General features: G+C 55.4%; 10 protein-coding genes. 3 read left to right on the top strand and 7 right to left on the bottom strand.

The features are described from left to right. Positions 1-115 precede the first annotated feature (115 nt). The 3 genes from KXG62_RS19265 to KXG62_RS19255 all read right to left on the bottom strand — a co-directional run bounded on the left by KXG62_RS19265 (position 116) and on the right by KXG62_RS19255 (position 11,350). A complete protein-coding gene (locus KXG62_RS19265) occupies positions 116-8,851 on the bottom strand; it encodes a cadherin-like beta sandwich domain-containing protein (protein WP_218093633.1) in 8,736 nt (2,911 codons plus the stop codon). Positions 8,852-9,148: 297 nt separating this feature from the next. Then, positions 9,149-10,711, bottom strand: a complete 1,563-nt coding sequence (locus KXG62_RS19260; protein WP_218093632.1) for a serine hydrolase domain-containing protein — start codon at positions 10,709-10,711, stop codon at positions 9,149-9,151. Between the two features lie 84 nt (positions 10,712-10,795). Continuing rightward, entirely contained in the window at positions 10,796-11,350 is a 555-nt protein-coding gene (locus tag KXG62_RS19255) for a P-loop nucleotide/nucleoside kinase family protein (RefSeq protein WP_246627530.1), read from the bottom strand. A 405-nt stretch (positions 11,351-11,755) separates the two neighbouring features. Between KXG62_RS19255 and KXG62_RS19250 the strand changes: the two genes are divergently transcribed. The 3 genes from KXG62_RS19250 to KXG62_RS19240 all read left to right on the top strand — a co-directional run bounded on the left by KXG62_RS19250 (position 11,756) and on the right by KXG62_RS19240 (position 14,993). After that, positions 11,756-13,066, top strand: a complete 1,311-nt coding sequence (locus KXG62_RS19250) for an ABC transporter substrate-binding protein (RefSeq protein ID WP_218093630.1) — start codon at positions 11,756-11,758, stop codon at positions 13,064-13,066. A 170-nt stretch (positions 13,067-13,236) separates the two neighbouring features. Further along, positions 13,237-14,181: a helix-turn-helix transcriptional regulator gene (locus tag KXG62_RS19245; protein WP_218093629.1), complete on the top strand. Its 945-nt coding sequence runs from the start codon at positions 13,237-13,239 to the stop codon at positions 14,179-14,181. Positions 14,182-14,333: 152 nt separating this feature from the next. Next, positions 14,334-14,993, top strand: coding sequence for a peroxiredoxin-like family protein (locus KXG62_RS19240; protein WP_218093628.1), 660 nt, complete (start codon positions 14,334-14,336; stop codon positions 14,991-14,993). A 413-nt stretch (positions 14,994-15,406) separates the two neighbouring features. On the opposite strand, the gene KXG62_RS19235 is transcribed toward KXG62_RS19240, so the two are convergent. The 4 genes from KXG62_RS19235 to KXG62_RS19220 all read right to left on the bottom strand — a co-directional run bounded on the left by KXG62_RS19235 (position 15,407) and on the right by KXG62_RS19220 (position 18,876). Continuing rightward, positions 15,407-15,802, bottom strand: coding sequence for a nucleoside 2-deoxyribosyltransferase (locus KXG62_RS19235; RefSeq protein ID WP_218093627.1), 396 nt, complete (start codon positions 15,800-15,802; stop codon positions 15,407-15,409). 39 nt (positions 15,803-15,841) lie between these two features. Then, the gene (lepB, locus tag KXG62_RS19230; RefSeq protein WP_343223498.1) at positions 15,842-16,186 is read right to left on the bottom strand and encodes a signal peptidase I; all 345 of its coding nucleotides are present in this window, start codon (positions 16,184-16,186) and stop codon (positions 15,842-15,844) included. Between the two features lie 32 nt (positions 16,187-16,218). Then, the gene (locus KXG62_RS19225) at positions 16,219-17,328 is read right to left on the bottom strand and encodes a hypothetical protein (protein WP_218093625.1); all 1,110 of its coding nucleotides are present in this window, start codon (positions 17,326-17,328) and stop codon (positions 16,219-16,221) included. A 144-nt stretch (positions 17,329-17,472) separates the two neighbouring features. Next, positions 17,473-18,876 carry an MATE family efflux transporter gene (locus KXG62_RS19220; protein WP_218093624.1) on the bottom strand — a complete coding sequence of 468 codons (1,404 nt, stop codon included), beginning with the start codon at positions 18,874-18,876 and terminating at the stop codon, positions 17,473-17,475. Between the last annotated feature and the right edge of the window lie 142 nt (positions 18,877-19,018).

Genomic DNA, 19,018 nt, shown 5'->3' with positions numbered 1-19,018 from the left:
AGCATGTGCTTTCTTTTGCGAAAAATGCGCCGAATGCCTGCATGATGTCGGCTCGGGGAAACAAAAACAAAAGCCCATAAGCATGTTAGCGCTCATGGGCTTTGCCGTTACCTAATTAATGGCTTGGTACTACGTATACACTGCCATCAGACTGCTTCGTCACTGTGCCGGAAGCCGATTCGATTTCCTGAACGGCCCAGTGGTCCTTCGGCACGTCCGGCCAGCTCGAGGCTTGCACGTTCGCCGCCGGTCGTCCGAATACTTTGTTCAATACTTTGACTGCTTCCGCGCGGTTCAGCTTGTTATCCGGCTGGAAGGAGCCGTCCGGATAGCCGGACAAGATGCCCGCCTGCGAAGCTTGCTTGATCGCTTCGAGTGCCCAATGGCCTGCGGTATCGCTGTATTCGCCCGACTGAGCCGCGTCTTTGGCGGTTTGCGGGAGCAATCTGGCCGCAATGCTCGCCAGCTCGCCGCGCGTAATCGCATCGTCTGGGCGGAATAGCCCGTTGTCGTCGCCGAGCATGAGCCCTGAGCGCTGCATGGCGGCAATAGCTTCCGCCGCCCAATGGGCTGCGGTAACGTCAGGGTAGCCCTGCGCTTGTGCCCCATCCGCTTGACCTGCGGTGCTGCGTGCGCCGATGCGATGCAGAATGGTCGCCAATTCCGCGCGCGTGATCGCTTGCGCCGGACGGAACGTGCCATCCGGATAGCCGGACAAGTAAGGCGCAAGCACATTCGCCGCATCCGCTTGATGCTTCTGAATGATCGTAAATGTACTGAATTTATGAATTTCAATCGCGATTCCGATTGGTTTGCCTTCTGCATTATAACGAATTTCACCTTGCTGAAGCGCCTTGTCGCCGTCGCTGTGCTCGATATATACGGCCAGCTCCGACAAGACTTGCTTGGCGGCCGCCTCATTGTCCGGCAGCGTCAATGCATCCAGCGGGAACAGGAGCTCGGTCGTGTACCCGGAGTAATTCGTTTCGATCTTCACCGGCTGGCCGATGACCGTGACCGGCCCGTCCCCTGCCGCACTGCGTACCAGTTCGGCCGTCTGCACGCGTGAAGTGACTTCACCGCGCTCGGTGCTGCTGCGGACCGGTACGACGCGGAAGTACACATCTTGACCGTCTTTGCTCAGCTGCTGCAGCGATGCCGCCGACAAGGAGAGCTGTGCGTCCGGCAGCACGACCTGTAACGACAAGCCGCCTTGGGCAAGCATAGATACGGTGTCCGCAGTCAAGCTGACAATCCGTTCGTCCGCAGGCGCGTTCGGCAGATCCGTCACGTAAATCCGCGCGACGCTGTCCTTGTTCTGAACCGCTTTGTCGAGGATCGACTTCGCTTTCTCAGCATCCAGCTTCACGATATCGATCGCTTTCCCGTCTTCCGTACGGTTTCGGACGATCGTCGTTTGATCCGTCCAGCCGCCGACAGCGCCGGTAATCGTCGTTTGTCGCGCATTAGGAAGCAGTTCATCCGAAGAATCTTCCGCTACGCGTGTCACGTCGATGGAGTATGTCTGTGAAGCCGCCTTGTTCGCCGCTTCGACTCTGACGATTAAGGTGTTATCCCCCATCTCCAGCTTAGGCAGGAAGCTGCCGCCGCCTTTGAAGGATTCGTCCGCTACCGTTACGGTCGCTTCCGGATCGTTGGCCGTCGCCGTAATGGCCACGTTGCCGCTGATCGTCGTGCCAACCGTGCCGTAATTCAGCTTGTACGGATTGAAGGCGCCGTCGAGCACGCTGTCCGTCTGCAAGCTTGCCAGCAGCGGCGGCTTCGCAGGGGAAGCCTGTTTGCGCAGCATGGAAACGGTATACGTCAGCTTCGTTCCATCCTGTGCGGTTACTTCAACGGCTGTCGTCTGCACCATCTGTTCCCGCTTGAACGGGATCGATACAACCGAGCCTTTCGCCACCACTTGATTGTTCATGCGAATCGTTGCATCGTCTTGCTGCGTTGAAGGCGAGAGCTTGAGCTCTTCGGCTCCATTCGGAACAAGCACCTGGTAATGCGTATTTGCAGGCTGGAAGGCGGTGACGAGCTCCGCTCCTTCCGTCGCCAGCCCCAACTGCTGGAGCTGTGCGTTGCTATTCGCTTCGCGCCATACGGCGATCTGGTAGCTTCGCGTTTCCGAGTTGTCCGGCGAAGTTACCGTCACCGGAATTGGATTCTCGCCCACTTTCAGCGGAATCGCCTGCGACGCTTGTCCGCTCTGTACCGCTTGTCCTTTGACCTTAATGACGGACCCCTCTTGCAAGGCGCCTGCCGTCAAGGTCACGCTGTCAACCGTATGGCCGACATAAACGGCGTATTGATTCTCTCCGCCCGTAAATGGCTGGGCGGCAAGCTCTTTGCCGGTTTGCCCTGCCGTCGCATCATTCAGCTTCAGCGTGCGCAGTGCGGCCACGCCGGAGCCGGTTCCGCTGATCTGCAGCGTATACGTCTTGCCCGTCCCGCTCGTCGGCTGAACTTGAACTTGCACGGTGCGGCCTGTGATCGGCACCTCAATTTCGGCATAGCCGCTGCCGTTCATTGCCTGACCGTCTATCGTCACCGCAGAGGAGGGCACCATCGGGACCGCATAGATGCGGACTTTCCCGGAATAAGCGACCGCCTGATACGAAGTCTTGCCGAAGGTATACGGCGCGATCATCGTGGCGCCGCCGGTCGTCAATGCCGCCAGATCCCCAGGATAGCTTGGGATCGAATCTGCGGTGTCCCGCATAATTTCAAAGCCGGACTCGGTCTTATTGCCAACCTCGTCTGAAGCCGTAACCGTAAACTTGTTGCGGTCGGCTTGCGCCACCCAATCGAGCGGAGCATAGTATACGAAGCGTCCTGCGTCATCAAGCGGCACCTTCGTCCCGTTCATGTCGAGCTTCGCTCCGGCGTCCGTTTGACCGGCGATATAAATTTTGCTGTCCGCCGTTATGGTGCCGTTCAGCGCAATCCGCTTGCCCTGCGCGTCATCCCCACCGGATACGATCAGCATCGGACCGGTGCGGTCCACAAACAGCTTGCGGTATGCCGTACTGCGGTCGCCGCGTTCATTGACCGCTTCGATCAGCACGCTGTAATCGCGCTCTTTCAGCGTGCCTACGCCGAGCAGCTCATGCAGCGCGAACGTATGCGTTCCGCCTGCAGGTACTTGACCGCTGCCAAGCTGCTGCCCGTTGACGGTCAGCGTCAACGCTGCACTCTGGTCGGAAGCAACGCGCAAGGATGCCTGGTCGGCCGATGTAATGAACATCGTCTCGCTATTGCCTTCGCTCGACGTATATCCGCGTTCTTGCACCTCATGCGTTCCCGCATCCAGCGCCACGGTCAACGCGGCCGGCTGCGCAACGGGAAGCTCCGTCGTCACGCTTGCGGACGAAGGGCTGAGTACAAGACGCTCTTGCTCCTGTCCCATGGCCGATACATGCAAAGTATACGACGACCCGGCAGTCAAACCGCTAATGACCGCCACCTGCACGTTCCCCTGCTGTGGTGCAAAGTCCATTACCGGCACGGCGGTCTGGCCGTTTGCTCCGCCCGCTGCCCATACCCGGTACAACATAACGTTACCCGGTAAGGAAGGGAAGCGCAGCGACACTTCGCCGTTTCCGGTTGAGAACACCTCGGGCCGTTCCGGCGCTTGCAGCGTGTACGGCGCGGTTACTTCTACCGTTCCTTCCGCAATCGCATATACCGGCGGCTTGTCTGCGCCGGTTCCGGCCACGGAGAGACGGTAAGTGCCCGGCATTGTCATCGCCGGGATGTCGATGATTTTGCTGCCGGAAGCGTTCAGACCGTCGGCAATCACTTCTCCGATATATTGATCGGCGCTATCGGTGAGCATCACCGTTACTTGAGCGTCAGGAGATGCATGCTCCATCGACCACGTCACTTGAATGCGGTTGTCCGCACCGGCGACGGCCGTTACCGAAGCCTTGATTGCAGGCTGCGGAAGGAGCTTCTGGATCTGCAAGTCCACTTTCTTCGCGTTCTGGATACTCCATTTGCCCGCAGGCGCGTTGAGCAGCGACACGTACAGCATGTCCCGTCCGTCATTGGCCGGGTTCGGCGTATCGACTTGCGTCTGCTGCAGCGGGTCAGTACCGTTGCTTCCGCTTGCCGTTCGATCGGCTGCAGGCTGCAAGTAGGCGTTGCCGTCCGGCGTGGTAAAGTTCAGCGTATACGGCGTGCCGTCCGGTGCGGTGATGACCGTGCTTTCGTTGCCTCCGCTGATCGTCAGCATATAATCGCCTTGCTCCGCCAATTCGAAGCGTTTGGTAAACCGCCCTTCCATCAGAAGCGGCTTGACCGATTTCAGCTTCCTGCTGGATTTATAAGCAATGACGCTTGTAAATCCGCTGCTTACCGCTCTCCATTGTCCGCTTAAGTCGTCTCCGTTCAGCAGTACGGTCAGCTTCTGCTGCGCTGCATCATAAACGGCATTCATGCCGGGTTGATTCGGATCGGATTGCAGCGCGTACAGCTCGCCGCTTGGCATATACAGCTTCGTCTGAGCGTCCGCTCCGTATATTTCCACAATCGCTTGTCCGTTGTCGGAACGGTTCAGCTCGATCGCCGTCGGGTAAGCCTGGGCTTGCACCCACTGCGCGATATCCCCGATCGCCGTATTCGACGGTACAAGGTACAATGCCGCTTTCGGGCTCGTCCCGGCGCTGATCATCCACGTTCCCGCTTCCACGGCGTTCAGCAGCACATACAGATTGCCTTCGGCATCGCGGTAAGTGTTCCAGTCCGGCTGATTTTGCGCCGTTTGCAGGCTGTAGGGGCGTCCGTCCGGTTTGTAGACGATCGTCTCTCCTTGCGCTGCGCCGACTTTCAGCAAGTACATTCCGCGCTCTTCCATCACAAGCGAGGTGACCGCTCGCTCCGGCGTTTGCGTCCACAGCTCCGCCAACGTCTTCAGCGTCAGCGATTCGTCCGCGAACAGCAGCTCCTGAATGCCGATGCGGCTGCTGCCGGCGGTCGCAAGTTTCCAAGTTCCCTCCTGCAGCGACACGCGCATGAAGGTTGTGTCGCTTGCACTGTCATAGTACAGCTCCGTCTTCGCCTTCTGCTCTTGCGTCTGATTCGAACCGGCTGGCTGGCTCAACGCAGCCGATGGCTGGTCGCCCGTCAGTGTGATCAGCGCATTGTAGGAGCGCCCTACCTTGAAGCTCGTCGTCACTTGACCGTTCGAAGCATTCGTTTCGGCCGTCATCAGCGGCGTACGGTCCAGCGTCGTCAGTTGTCCGTCAGCCATCCGCGCTTTTACGTCCGTCTGCGTCGTATCTTCCGGCTGGAAGGTCAGACCGACCGTTGTCAAATCGAATACACGCTTGAGCGGATTCGCTGCGGCGATGCGCACTTGCTTGCCGGAATCCGGCTTCATCAAGAACAATTCTTCCGCTATGTCCAGCCACGGTTCGGCTGCATCCATAAAATCGTTCACGTTGTTGATGAAGTCCAGACCTTTCTCCCACCACGACTTCTTCGGCGGCTCCGCTTCCACCTCGAACAGAATCGTGTTGTTGTTGAACGTATACTTCACGTTGGCGCCGACCCCATTATGCCGGAACGAGCCGGACATGCCGGTCGGGCTGACGCTGAGTGCGACATTGTTCACTGTCGCGCCGCCGATACGCGGAATACCCTTCGGTACATAGACGGTACCTTTGATTACTCCGTTGAGACCTTTTTTATTGAAGGAATACGTGGTGATGGCCCCTTTGACCACTTCGAATACGTTGATGTCGCCTTTCGAAGCGAAGCCCGGGTCCGTAAATCCTTTAATGCCCGCCGTTCTCGGGTTGACTACGGTCTGCATGTTCATGTTTTTGACAGGCAGCCAGTAGTAGTACTCGATCCCCCGGGCGTTAAATCCGTAAGAAGATACGTCCATCTCGATCGTATCGGTTCCGATCAGGTTAAACTTGTAATTTGCTTGCGGATGCTTCAGCTCCGGCACGATGACGTCATTGATCGAGCCTTTGACGCCGAACGTCTGCGGAATCTGCGTTTTGTCCGCCAACTGGTCTACGCTGCCGAACAGGTAGTTGACCTGCAGACCGGTCGAAGCGAGCTTCGCCTTACTGTACATGCTGAAGTTCAAGCCATCCAGCCTTCCCTGCTTCGTCTTCATGCTCAGATCGAAGCTGATGTCGGTATCGGGCAAACTGCCCTTGCCTTGAACGCCGACATAAGGAACACGGCTGTCCATAACAAATTGGGTATCGCTGACGTTGAACGGCCCTACTCGAAACTTGCTGCTCATCGTAAACGAACCGGATAAATCAAAACGGTTGTTGCGGTATTTGATCCCATCGACCGGTACCGATTCCGTCACGTTCTGATTGCCGACCTGCAAGCCGACTTGCAGATCCCCGGTCAGACGCAGGCCGTCCTTGGCAAACACGAGCGAGCTCGCCTTGACCGGCATACCCATGTTCAAATAATCGGTCGCCTCGGCGCTGTTCAGGGCAATGCTGAAGTTGTCCGACGAAATCGTGAACGGACCGTCCTGAATCGTATACGACACGTTCGCGCCCAGCGATCCGCCGCCGTTCACGTACAGCCGGCCTTCACCGCTGATCGTGGACGGGCTGCCCTTGGTCACGCTCAGGCGGGTGCCCTTGAACATCACCGTGTCGTTGATCGATACGATCTCCGACGTGTCATTCAAAGTATACGTCCCTACGCTATTCGGGTCCTCCGTAAACGGACCTTGCAGCAGCAGGCTGCTCACTTCATTGCTTGCCGAAGTGCTTGGCACTTCTACGCGGGCAAAGTTGCGCGGCTTGTAGAAGTCCAGCGCCGTCACGGTAAGCCCTTGCGGGAATACGTACGGCGTATAAAATGCATGATTTAAATAAACATCATACTTTCCGGGCGGCAAATCCACCCTTTCCGCGTTTTTGTCCTCCGGCTGTTTCAGTGTCAATTCCAACTGGCGGTCGTTCAGGACGTTGTAATCCAATACGTATTTCTTGCCGTCCTCGCCCTGCAAGTAATAATCAATCTTGTCTAAAGGCTTGCGGAGCAGGTTGGAGACGCCCGTACCTACAGCGACCAGCCTCTTGTTGTCCTTGACATGAAGGAACGAAGCGCCGATACGGTCATACCTGACGTCCGGGGGAAGCATATTCGGATCGTCTTTCATAGTAAATGACTTGATTTCGGTGTAGCTCATCCCGATCTCGTTACCGGCATAACCCCGGATTTCATACTCCTGCTGCCAAATCAATCCAGATAACACAACCTCGAAGGAACCGACTCCTTTCGGCTCCGTGCCTGTAAACGGAGCTTGCGTCCAAGCGCTGTCTCCATTCTTGCGATACTCTACGCCTCTGGAAGCGATCGTTCTCGAGCCATCGTCATACACGTTCGTGATCACGCTGACCGTATCGTTCACATGCTGAGGATCGAATGTAGGTAAAGGTTCTACACCCGTATCGAACTTTATACCTGGGGCCGTTGGCGGCGTGTAGCCGAACACCCAGGTCTCGTTCACATTGCCTGCGGGCAGCGTATCGACTACTTTCCCGCCTTCGGTACCGTACTTATCCATAACGGATATTTCATTCCGATTCCCGCCAAACAGCACGAAGTTTTTGCCGTCGAACGCCATGCTTGCATAGCTGAGAGCAAAAGGCAGATTTCTCGGTTCATTCTGATACAGTGCTTCCATCGTGAAGGTGTAATGATAGTTATCCCATCCGGTGCCCGACCAACCATAGGCAATGGAGCCGGACCAATCAAAAATACCAGCATTAGGGTCGCTCTTGCCTTTCATATCCGGATACATGCTCGAAGGCAATTTCAAGTTTTCTACCAGAGAGGGGTAATACATATGGATATAGTCCCGCTCTCCGCTGAAAAACACAGCGCGGCGTCCGTCATACGCCATCGCGTGGCCCCAGCGACCGTAAGACTCCGGACCGTCGACCGAGCTCCACGACTTGGCAGTACGATCCCATTTCCATAACATAGGCGAGCTGTCGTCGTGAGTGATCGATTTTGTTTCTTTGTTCCCCCCCGTACCTACGTAGGTCTTCGTCACCGATCCGCTATTGCCGCCGTACAGTACCGCCGTATTCCCGTCATAGGCCATTTGGCCCCCGTAGGCTGCTGGCGGAGACTGGGCCGGCTGCTGTACCTCGGACCATGCCGTTCCATCCCACAGCCATGTGTCGCCGAGCAGTGTCTTCGCACTGCCAGTGCTGGAATAGCCGCCGAACAAGACGAGCTGCTCACCGTCATAGGCCATCTGCGAGCCGCCGCGAGCCGGAGGCACAGCCGCCAGTCCGGTCACTTGCTCCCACCTGGCGTTGATGCCATCCCACAGCCACGTATCGTTCAGCACACCCGTCTTGCTTTCCCCGCCGAACAGCAGCACCTTCTTGCTGACGGCGTCGTAAGCCATCACAGCGCCTTTGCGTTTAGGCGGTCTGGGATTACGGTCCAGCAGCTCCGTCCATGTTTTGGCCCTTCCATCCCAAATCCATGTTTCATCGAACAATGCGCCGCTGTCGTCCACGCCGCCGAACATAACCACATTGCCGGCGTTCTCGTCATAAATCATCGATGCGGCTTGTCTGGGATCCGGCTTAAGATTAAGCTTAATCTCCTCCCATGTATAGTCCATAAGTTTGGATTTATCCGTTTTAGCTGCAACCGTTTTCGGCGTTGGCGCATAAATATTCGTCTGCACCGTACCGTTACCGTACGTTTGCCCCGTTACGGTCCCATCGGCCTGAGCCACATTCAGCCCGCCATGCAAGAAAGGTACGTATTGCAATAACAATACGGCAATCAATAGCTTGGCCAAGCCGGTATTCCAACGTCTTCGCACTTCAGTATCCCCCTCCGTAGCACTGTTTTCACACTTGTCCATGCAACATGCCGATTACTCCCGCTCCAACAAAGTTAGCGAAGACTCTACATTATTTGACATATCCCGCCCCTTCTTTTGTCTAATTATGTAGTACTTTAGTCATGCAATATTATAATCGTCAGCTCACAACAAATTCTGAACAACATAAACGACATTTTTCGAAGGTAAATGTTGGGGCGTGAAATACTTAAAATGGAAGCACGCAAAAAAGCCTCCATCGAGAGGAGACCGTTCGAACTATAACAAATCACGGATTCAGGGCCGACGCTTTATCCCAACAAGTGCTGGTCCGGCAGCCTTACGCCGGCGTACGACCCGGAGCAATCGGAGCGTCACCAACATCAGGCTTTGCACAGAAGCGACAGCAAGCCAAAGGATCACGCTCGGCATCATCATCCACATGCCTTGCAGGCTGAGCACCCGGCCTCCTCCAATCCACGTAAGGATGTGCAGCAGCAGGACCAGCATATAACATGGCATCAGAGTGAACAGCTGGGAAATCACGATTCGCCGCGCGGAACGGCGTTTATTGCGTTCTTCCCATTTCGGCAAACATGCCAGGCTGCGGATGCCGAGAGACACCGTAACGAGCAAGAGAAAGACCATCCCCCATTCCAAGGTGCTGCTGCCGAGAAGTGAATCTCCCGGCGGATGATCCGTAAGGAAGCCGCTTAGGCCGCTGATAAAGGCGTAGTAATCGACAAAGATGTTCAAGCCCGTGTTGAACAAAATAACGACGCCCATGCCCTGCTCCGGCAGCAGGAGCATTTCCGATTTATAAGTCCACAAGATGCCTCCATGCTGCAGCTGCTTGGTCCCGTCTTCCGTCCTGGAAATCGTCCAGCCCATTCCGTAAGCACCGGAAGCGTCCGCCGGGGTATGCATGGCCTCGAAGTGTTCGCTGCGGAGCAACTGCGCTTCGTTCCATTGTCCCCGGTTCAACTGCAGCTGCAGCCACTGGGCCATGTCATCGGCTGTAGAGACGATGCCGGCCGCCCCTTCCACAAACCACTCCGGTTCTACTGCGGCGACCGGCCGACCGAACAGCAAGTAATGTCCCTGCGGCAAAAGGCTCCCGTACATGGACCGGAATTGTCCGGTGCTCACTGCATCCAGCGTATGATGCATGCCCAGCGGTTGAAACAGATGCCGCTGCAAATAATCAGGAAACCGCTCGGAGCTGACCGCTTCCACCAATGCCGCCAATAGCACGTAATTGGTGTTGTTGTAATGGTACTCCTTGCCGGGGTCGCTGTGTAGCGTGACGGCATTCACCCGCTGCACGACCTCGTCCAGCGCATGCGGCTGCGGCTTTACGGTCATGTCGGGGTATGCCGTGTCGGTCAGGCCGCTGGTATGGTGCAATAGCTGCCTTGCGGTAAGCGTCAGGCCACGGGGATCGATCGGCCGGTAAGCAGGGAGATACGCCGCAATCGGGGCATCCAGGTTCACTCGGCCCGCCTCGGCCAGCTGCATGACGGCCAGAGCCGTAAACGATTTGCTTAGCGAAGCGACCGCAAACGGCGTATGCGTCGTGACAGGCTGCCCGTCTGCCGTGCTCCCGTATCCTTTGGAAAGTACCGTCCCATCCTGACGAACCATAGCAACTGCCAAGCCGGGAATGTGATTTTGCTGCATCTTCGCCTGAATATATCGGTCGATCTCCTGTTCGGAGATGGTGTCTTGCGCCGTAGCACTTGAAGCGAACAGGTGAACATAGCCGAAGCAGACAACGAACATAATCAAGGCTTTGCGTATGATCGCTTTCCACTGTCGCTTTCTTTTCAAACCAACCTTTTGCTTCTCATCAGCATCCATCGGTGGGGGTCGCTCCTCTTCTTGTTGCACGTGTTGATACCATTGTAGGAGGAGGATCTTAATAACAACCCCAGCGAATGCTTATTATTTTCTTAACTTCGGTGACTGCGCGGTCACCTCCTTCCACTTCCGCAGGACGTATTCCTTGATTTGCTCCGCAACTTCGGCAGGAGGCGTATCGGTCGTATCAATCGTTGGCATCGGCGGATTGTAGGCCGTATCTGCATTGTCGAGAAGCCACCGGGCAAATGTCTCGTGAGAGCGGAGCATTTCGTCAGTCCAGATGGCCTGATCCGCACGATGGCGAAGCCGGCTGTTGCGTGTGGCGTCATCGCAATGCAGGTTAATGAAACAAACTTCGCTGAATTCGGAGTAAGCGTCGCATTTCTCCGCATCCCATGGCATCAATGTCCCGCAGATGACCGTCCCTCTTCCCGACTTAGCCACCCCATAAGCAAAACGAAACAGGATTTGAAACCGGCTTGGATAATCCAAGGAGGCAGCCATCGCACCAAATGCATCGGCATCCGTACTGAATACATCAAAGTCGGGCAGTTGCACGCGCAGCTCGTCCATCACCGTGGTTTTTCCTGCGCCGCTGGCGCCCGTGACGATAAATAAAGGCAGTTTTCGCTCCATTCGCATCTTCCTCCATCCCTGCTTTTTATAAAGAATGTTTATGAATAATGTATATGCCCTGCTAAGCCGGGAAAAGAGAAAGTATTCGTCTGAACCGAACTCTCCCCGGGAGACCGCATACGGACAACGGCATATGGCAAGCCAAACATGAGGTTTGCCGCCCGGCGGTCCCGGCACTTGTCTCTTGATTGAAATAAAATATATTGTGCATGAACTAATGGTGCATGTTCGGAAGATCATTTTGTGATTATGATGAAATGGAATAAGAAATTCAAAAGGGGTGTAATGATTTGCAATAAGGGACCTGACGAGCTACATTTAAAAAAGCCGAATGACTTGAAAGCGGTTACAATTTGTATCCAAGATTGCAGCACAACAACTGATATAGAGAAAGGGTGGATCATCTTGAAAACTTTGAAAATGGGAATGGCACTCGCCTTGATAATGACAGCTGCAGCAGGCTGCGGGAAGGAAGAAGCGGGACAGAAGAGCGGAAGCAACCAGCCGCAGACACCGGCTAAGGTCGTGGATACGACGCCGGTTACGCTCAAATTCGCCGTCCATTTGCCGATAAATGACGAATTCAAACAGCTGTACATCGAGCCGGTCACCAAGAAATATCCTTATATCACGCTGGAGCTTGTAAGCGCCAACTCGTTCAAGGTGTACGATCAGCTTATTGCGGCCGGCGAAGTTCCGGACATGTACATTTCGTTCAACGGCAACATGCCTGGGTTAAAAGACCGCGGAATCAACATGGATATGAAAGCGCTATTCCAGCAAAATAAATTGGACTTGAAACGATTTGGGCAAAACTACCTGGACGATATTCAATATTCGGTGACCGAAAAAGGTGAATTATACGGTTTGCCGCTTGAAACGAGTTTTCATGCGCTGTATTACAACAAGGACATCTTCGATAAATTCGGCGTTCCTTATCCGAAGGACGGCATGACCATGGAGGATGCTTACGAGCTTGCCAAAAAGGTTACGCGGATCGATAACGGCGTTCAGTACCGCGGTTGGGATATCGCGAGTATCGTGAGGCTAGCGCAGCCGCTCGGCCTAGAATATATTGACCACAAAACGGAGAAAGCCATTACGTCAAGCGAAGGCTGGAAGCGCGTCTTCCAATTAGGGCAGCAAGTTTATTCGATTCCGGGCAACGAGCCGTCGAAGGATGCGAACAAGAACAGACTGAACGGGTTCTCCAAGGATCGCACCATCGCCATGCTGAATGAAACCAACCTGTTGTCGCGGCTGAAAGAAGCGGAGAAAGACGGACTCAAGTGGGACGTCGTGCAGCATCCGTTCTACAAGGACAAGCCGAACACGTTCGGCAATGCGACCGTGTACATGGTAGGAGCCGTGCCACAAACGAAGCATATGGATCAGGTGCTCCAGGTGATGGAAGTGTTAACCTCCGATGAGGTACAGATGAACGTCTCCAAAGCCGGCCGCGTCTCCCCTCTGAACAATGAAGCCGTTCAGAAAGCGTTCGGGCAAAGCGACGAAACTTTGAAAAGCAAAAACTTGGCCGGCATCGTGAAAAGCAAGCCGGTAAAATACCCGACCTACCTGTACCGCGAAATCGCCGAACCGATGACAGAGAAAAAATTCAGTCAAATCTTGTCAAGCAATGGGGATGTGAACTCAGGTCTTCGGGATCTGGACGAGGAAATCAACAAAGCGGTTGAAGCCGAGAAGAAAAAATAATTTCTGTGACCCGTGGCAGCGATGCCGCGGGTCATTTTGGTATGCGTCTCCTAGTCAAGCCTACATTTCTCCCGTTTCCCATCTGTTTTCCGGGCGTCTATAATGAATAATACAATCCAGCTTTACCCGACAGAGGGGGTGTCGTTACGGAGATTCCAGACGTCCAGCACATGTTCAATCGCTTCTTCGACGATCTTGAGGTGCACAGGCAGTCGGACCAACGGACCGAACGGATGCGGCTGCCTTCCCGAATAGGAGAAGGTGCGGTTCACCGGCTTGCTCCCCGCGGCGATCTGGGAGTCGCCATGGCGGATTTTACACTTCATCAAGATCGGCAAGTGAACTTTCGCACCGAAGCGCCTATGGTGGAATTGAGCTATTGCCTGCAAGGGGCGCGGATCGTTCTCGTGTCTGGAGAACATTTCGAAGCCCCGGCGGGCAGTTATATGCTGCAATTTGCCCATCCGGGAGAAGCTAGCCTGCATTTTACCCGTGGGCAAGCGATTCAGGCGCTGAGTGTCGGCATGCCGGTCACCGCCTTCCATCATTTTATGGAAGAAGCCGGCGGCGCACGTCCGATCGACTTTCACCGGGTTATCGGCGGAAAACCCTTTCGCATGTTTCATGAAAGGATCGATCCGGCCGCTTCCGTCCTGCTGACGCAATTGATGCAAGCCGCCGCCCAACAAGGAGCAAGAAACCTGGAGACAGAGTGCAGGCTTCTGGAGCTATTGTCGTTAGGCTTCCGCACGCTGCTGCTGGACGGAACTTCCGCATCCACCAAGCTTTCCAGGACCGACCGGGCCAGAATCGAACAAGCAAGAGATATCCTGCTGCAGCGAATGACCGAACCTCCATCGCTGCTGGAGCTGGCGCGCATGGTCGGCTTGAACGATCATAAATTGAAAGTCAGCTTTAAAGAAGTATACGGCAGCACCGTGTTCGGTTATTTAAGAGAGCAGCGTCTCACAAGGGCGTACCGGCTGCTGCTGGAGGGCGCCGCGAGCGTTATCGACGTATCTTATGCCGTAGGCTATTCTAACCCGAGCTATTTTGCCGAAGCGTTTCGCGACAAGTACGGCGTCAATCCCGGACAATTCATTCGCCGGATGTAACCAAAAATTCTCTCCGATGCATGCAGTCTTTAATGCGATGCAATTTTGCTGCAACCGTGCTCCCGCCAACCGCAGCCGGACTCCGTCCAGTGGTAGAGCGGCCCTGAAAGGCATGCTACGATGGTTGCATCAACGGAAGGGAGAGAAAAAGAATGAGCAATCCGCAAATTGCCACGTTGCAGCAGCAACTGGAAGCGATGACGAAACATGGCTTGGAGGTACTTCCCAAGGAAGTCACGGAAGCATTCGAGCGTCAAATCGGGGAACTGCGGGAATCCGGAGCCGCTAAAGGGCTTACGGTCGGCGCCAAAGCGCCCGACTTCACCTTGAGCAATCATGCGGGGGACAACGTGAATTTGTCAGAGGAACTCGCCAAAGGGCCCGTGATCCTCACCTTTTACCGCGGGGAATGGTGCCCGTTCTGCAATCTGGAGCTAAGGGCGTATCAGCGCATCATGGACGACATTCGCGAGTCCGGCGCGCAGCTGTTAGCTATCAGTCCGCTTACGCCGGACCGCTCCTTGTCGATGCAGTCCAAGAACGAATTGAGCTTTCATGTCTTAAGCGATTCGGGCAATCACACAGCGGAGGCCTACGCGCTCAAATTTAAGCTTCCAGAACCGCTGCAGCACATATACCGCTCGCTGGGCTTTGCCTTGGAGCAGTTTAACGGCGACGAATCATGGGAGCTTCCCGTGCCCGCGACGTATGTGATCGATACGAAAGGGACCATCCGGCTCGCGAGTGTGAATCCGGATTATCGAACTCGGATGGAGCCCGGCGACGTACTGAGCTTCGTTCGCTCGATGTAGCGGACGCTTCGAGAAGGACAGCCGGACATGAGCCCTATGCGCAATCTGCTGTCCTTCCTTTCATAACGCACCTCATCGGACGAAGGTCCACAGGTTCCTGCTGTTATCGCTTATCTTTCCAAAGCAACAGGAGGGCAAAAAACAAAACCAACAGCCCGCAAGCCACAATCACTTTTTTGCTGAAAATAAGGATACCGAAAAATAAACAAAAGTACACAAGCTGCCTGATCGTAACTCCCCCACTTTCCGACGGCCGGCCAAGCTTCAGCCGATTTTTATCCGGTCCATAGGTTAGACAAGAGAGGCATCCGTAAAGTCACATCGGGAAGCCTATATTTTTTTACCATTGGATCAATTAAACGAGCTGACGATAACCAATGCTTGCCTCGCTCTGGCTTAGCAAGCTTAACTCATCAGACGCGTATGGACGTTGCCGTCACATAGTCAATAAGCTCATCCAACGTGCCGATGCATTGGTCGACTTCGTCCAACTGGTAAAACGTGCTCGTCTTCTCAATCTGGTTCACTTCATCGTCAGGAGCGTACAAAATAATCTTTTTCCCAAAGCCAAGCGCCAGGCCAAGCTCGATATGGATTCCTTTGCCCGCCGGCAGCAGCACAATGACGACATCCGCTTCGCTTACCGCCCTTTTCTCTAGCTGCCCGATCTCCTTGAGCCGCTCCAGCGTCAGCGCTTCGCCCGGGTTCGTCCAGTCGTACGTAAGCGTGAAGCCGCGCTGCGCGAGCTGCTTGCTGACGTACCTGACTTTGTCGATGTTCTTGAAACTTGATGCTACGTAAAATTTCACCGTGATTCCTCCGACCCGCATGTACTTATGTTGACGTTCCTATGGCAGCGGCGATCCATTCACCGAGGTCACTTTACCGACGATCTGCTCGCGCTTCACGAACCCGAGATCGCGACTGTCCGAGCTGTTCGACCGATTGTCTCCCAGAACGAAATAGCAGCCTTCCGGCACGGTATGCTCCGCGTAATCACGCACATTGTATGTGCTCCCCTTCGATGCCGCCCCTTCGATCGCCGCTTTCAAATACGGCTCACGGAGCGGCGCCCCGTTGATATAGACTTGATCGCCTGCGACTTTCACCGTTTCTCCCGGCAGCGCAATGACCCGCTTCACAAACATACGATCATTCGACACCTTGAACACGATGATATCGCCCCTCTGAATCGCGTGGTCGCTATCATACGATTTGCTGACGACTATTTCCAGACGATTTGCTGCTTGCCGCTAAAGCCTCCCGGAATGGTCGTCCACAGCCGGTGAAGGCGGGAATCGGCCAACCGCAGCTTCTTGTAATGCCATGCCTCGTCTTTGGCAAACGCGCCGCAATACCGCGCATCCCCGTCTTCGGACAGGATGAAATATTGCCATGAATCATACGGATTTTGAAAATAGCCGTCGAGATGTTGTTTGTGCCCTTCATCCGCAAACAAAAACTGCAAGGTGTAATCTACGCCGTAATTGGCGACGTATACTTTTTTATGCGTCGTCGCGTCGATGCCCGGCTCGAATTCGCCCAGCAGTGCTCGCGGGCTGGAATGCCGGTTGAACAGCTCCATATAGCGGGCGCCTCCCGACGCGTCCCACGGCACAAGCGCGTACCGCGAGCAGGAGGGAAACGTCCCTCGCACCGACGCTTCGAAGCACGGGTCCCCGTACTCGATGTATTGCCCGCGGAAGCAAGGATCGTCGGCCGGCCGGTCGGGCAGCTGCTGGTAATACGGGTCCGGCTTGGCCGCAGCGAGCCGCGGCGCGATCCGCTCCGCCAACGCGTATACCGTAATTTCGAGCGGAGCATAGAAGCCGTAACCCGACAAAGCGAAGAAGTCGACCACGCCGCACACCGTCTCGTTCACCTGTACGAGCGGCGATTCCAGCACGTGCATCGACTCGCCTGCGGGCAGTGCGCTTACATACGTGTCCTGCCCTTGCGGCGCATTCGTCAGCCAGCCGTGCCAAGCCTGCGTACCGGCCATGATCGACTGACCGTGTACCGAGATGCCGGTACGGCTTCGATACAAGTGCATGCCGGTTTTACCCGGATTTCGGACGGACACGGCCAGCTTCACCGTAGACTTTGTATTGTTGTAATGATACAGGAAAACCCGCACCCGCCCGGTTGCCGTATCTCTGTACAAGTACAGCCCTTCATCCGCCAAAGCCTGCTGCTTGAGCTGCTGTCCGCCCAAATATTCGGGATTGTTGCTTATCATGAGCGTATAGCCGGTTCGAAACAGCGAGATGCGGCCGTTCATGAAGGTCCCTTCGCGAACCCGCGGCACTTTCTCGCAATCGCTTAATGTCATCATGTCCTCCCCAACTCTCGCGAAATAACTCCATACTATACTGTATGTGCGGGAGGGGCGTTATATCGATGATTTTCAGGCAGACTGTTTCCCCGGGCAGACGCGGACCCATGATCGCAGGTTCACGCCGCACGCTCGCGCCTCGGATCAGGAAGCCGGTTTGGTCCGATTGGCCGCTTCCATCAGGCGAGCACTACGCCAGTTGCCGAAGCGATAATACAGCAGGTTGAGCGCTGCGCCGATGGCGAAGCTGATCGGAAAGCTCCACCAGATCATGTCGAAGCCATAGGCGCTGCCGAAATATTCGGCGAACGGAATGCGGACCAGGAGCAGCGCAATGAACGAGATGATGAGCGGAACGACAACCGCCCCGGCCGAACGGACGACGCCAGCCACGACGTTAAAGATGCCGAACAGAATGAATGACCACAGCGTCAAATTGTTGATATGAACGCCCAGTTCGATCGCCTTGCCGCCCAGCGGCAGGAACAAGCCCACCGCTTCGCGGTTGAACAGATGAATGACCGCGACAAGCGAACCGGTCAAGCCGATATTGAAGGCGACGCCAGTCCACGTAATGCGGCTGACCCGATCCCACTTGCCGGCCCCGATATTTTGCGAAGCCATGGACGTCACCGCCCCGCCGATCGCCATCGCCGGCATCTGCACGTAGCTGGAAATTTGTGTGGCAACGCCGAAAGCCGCCGTAGACTCGGAACCGAACGCGTTGACGATATGGATAAGCACCAGATTGCTGAACGAAACGACGACCATGTTCAGTCCCATCGGCAAGCCTTTGCGGACGAGTACCCCGATGAGCGGCCAGTCCAGCCGAAGCAGATGCAGATCGTTTCGCGTGATGCGCAAAAAATATTTTTTCGCATACAAATACATCAAGAGCAGCACGAAGCTGACGAACTGGGCGATAAACGTCGCAATCGCCGATCCGCTGATGCCGAGCTCCGGAAACGGGCCGATGCCGGCGATGAGCAGCGGGTTGAGCACGATGTCCAGTGCCGCCGACAGCAGCAAGAAATAAAACGGGGTCTTCGCGTCGCCTGAACCGCGCAGCACGGCCATGACCAGATTGTACCCGAACATGAACGGAATGCCGGCGAACATGATCTGCGTATACTTGACGGCCAGCTCCTTGGCATCGGGCGGCGTATTGAGCAAGTCCAAGATATGCGGCGAAAAGATGATGCCGGCCAGACCGACGATCACCGACATCGCGGCAAAAAACACCGCGCTGGTGCCGACGACCCGCTTGGCTTCGTCCACCTTCTGGGCGCCGAGATTTTGTCCGACGAGGATGACGGCCGCCATCGACACGCCGAAGACAAGGCTTAACAGGAAAAACATAATGATATTCGCATTGGACGTGGCCGCCAACGCCGTCTCGCCGAGAAATTTCCCGACCCAGATCGAGTTGATCGATCCATTGAGCGACTGCAGCACGTTGCCGAGCAGGATGGGCAGTGAAAAAAGAAAAAGCGTCTTGGCGATAGGTCCTTCGGTCAGGACAGGTCGCGCTTTGGCTTGCGGCTTCATGGAAGATCCTCCTCATGTTCGTTGCTTGATAACCGGCCCATACCTTCGAGGCCAAGGGGCGCATGATCGCTTGCCGCCTTGGCCAAGATTTTTGCATATTGCCATTACTGCTTATTTTACGGTTCATGGGAGGCTTTTTCAA

Origin of the sequence: Paenibacillus solanacearum, from assembly GCF_910593845.1 — a bacterium.
Lineage (GTDB): Bacteria > Bacillota > Bacilli > Paenibacillales > NBRC-103111 > Paenibacillus_G > Paenibacillus_G solanacearum.
Note: the sequence above shows the minus strand (reverse complement) of the source record. Positions and strands in the feature narration are given on the sequence as shown.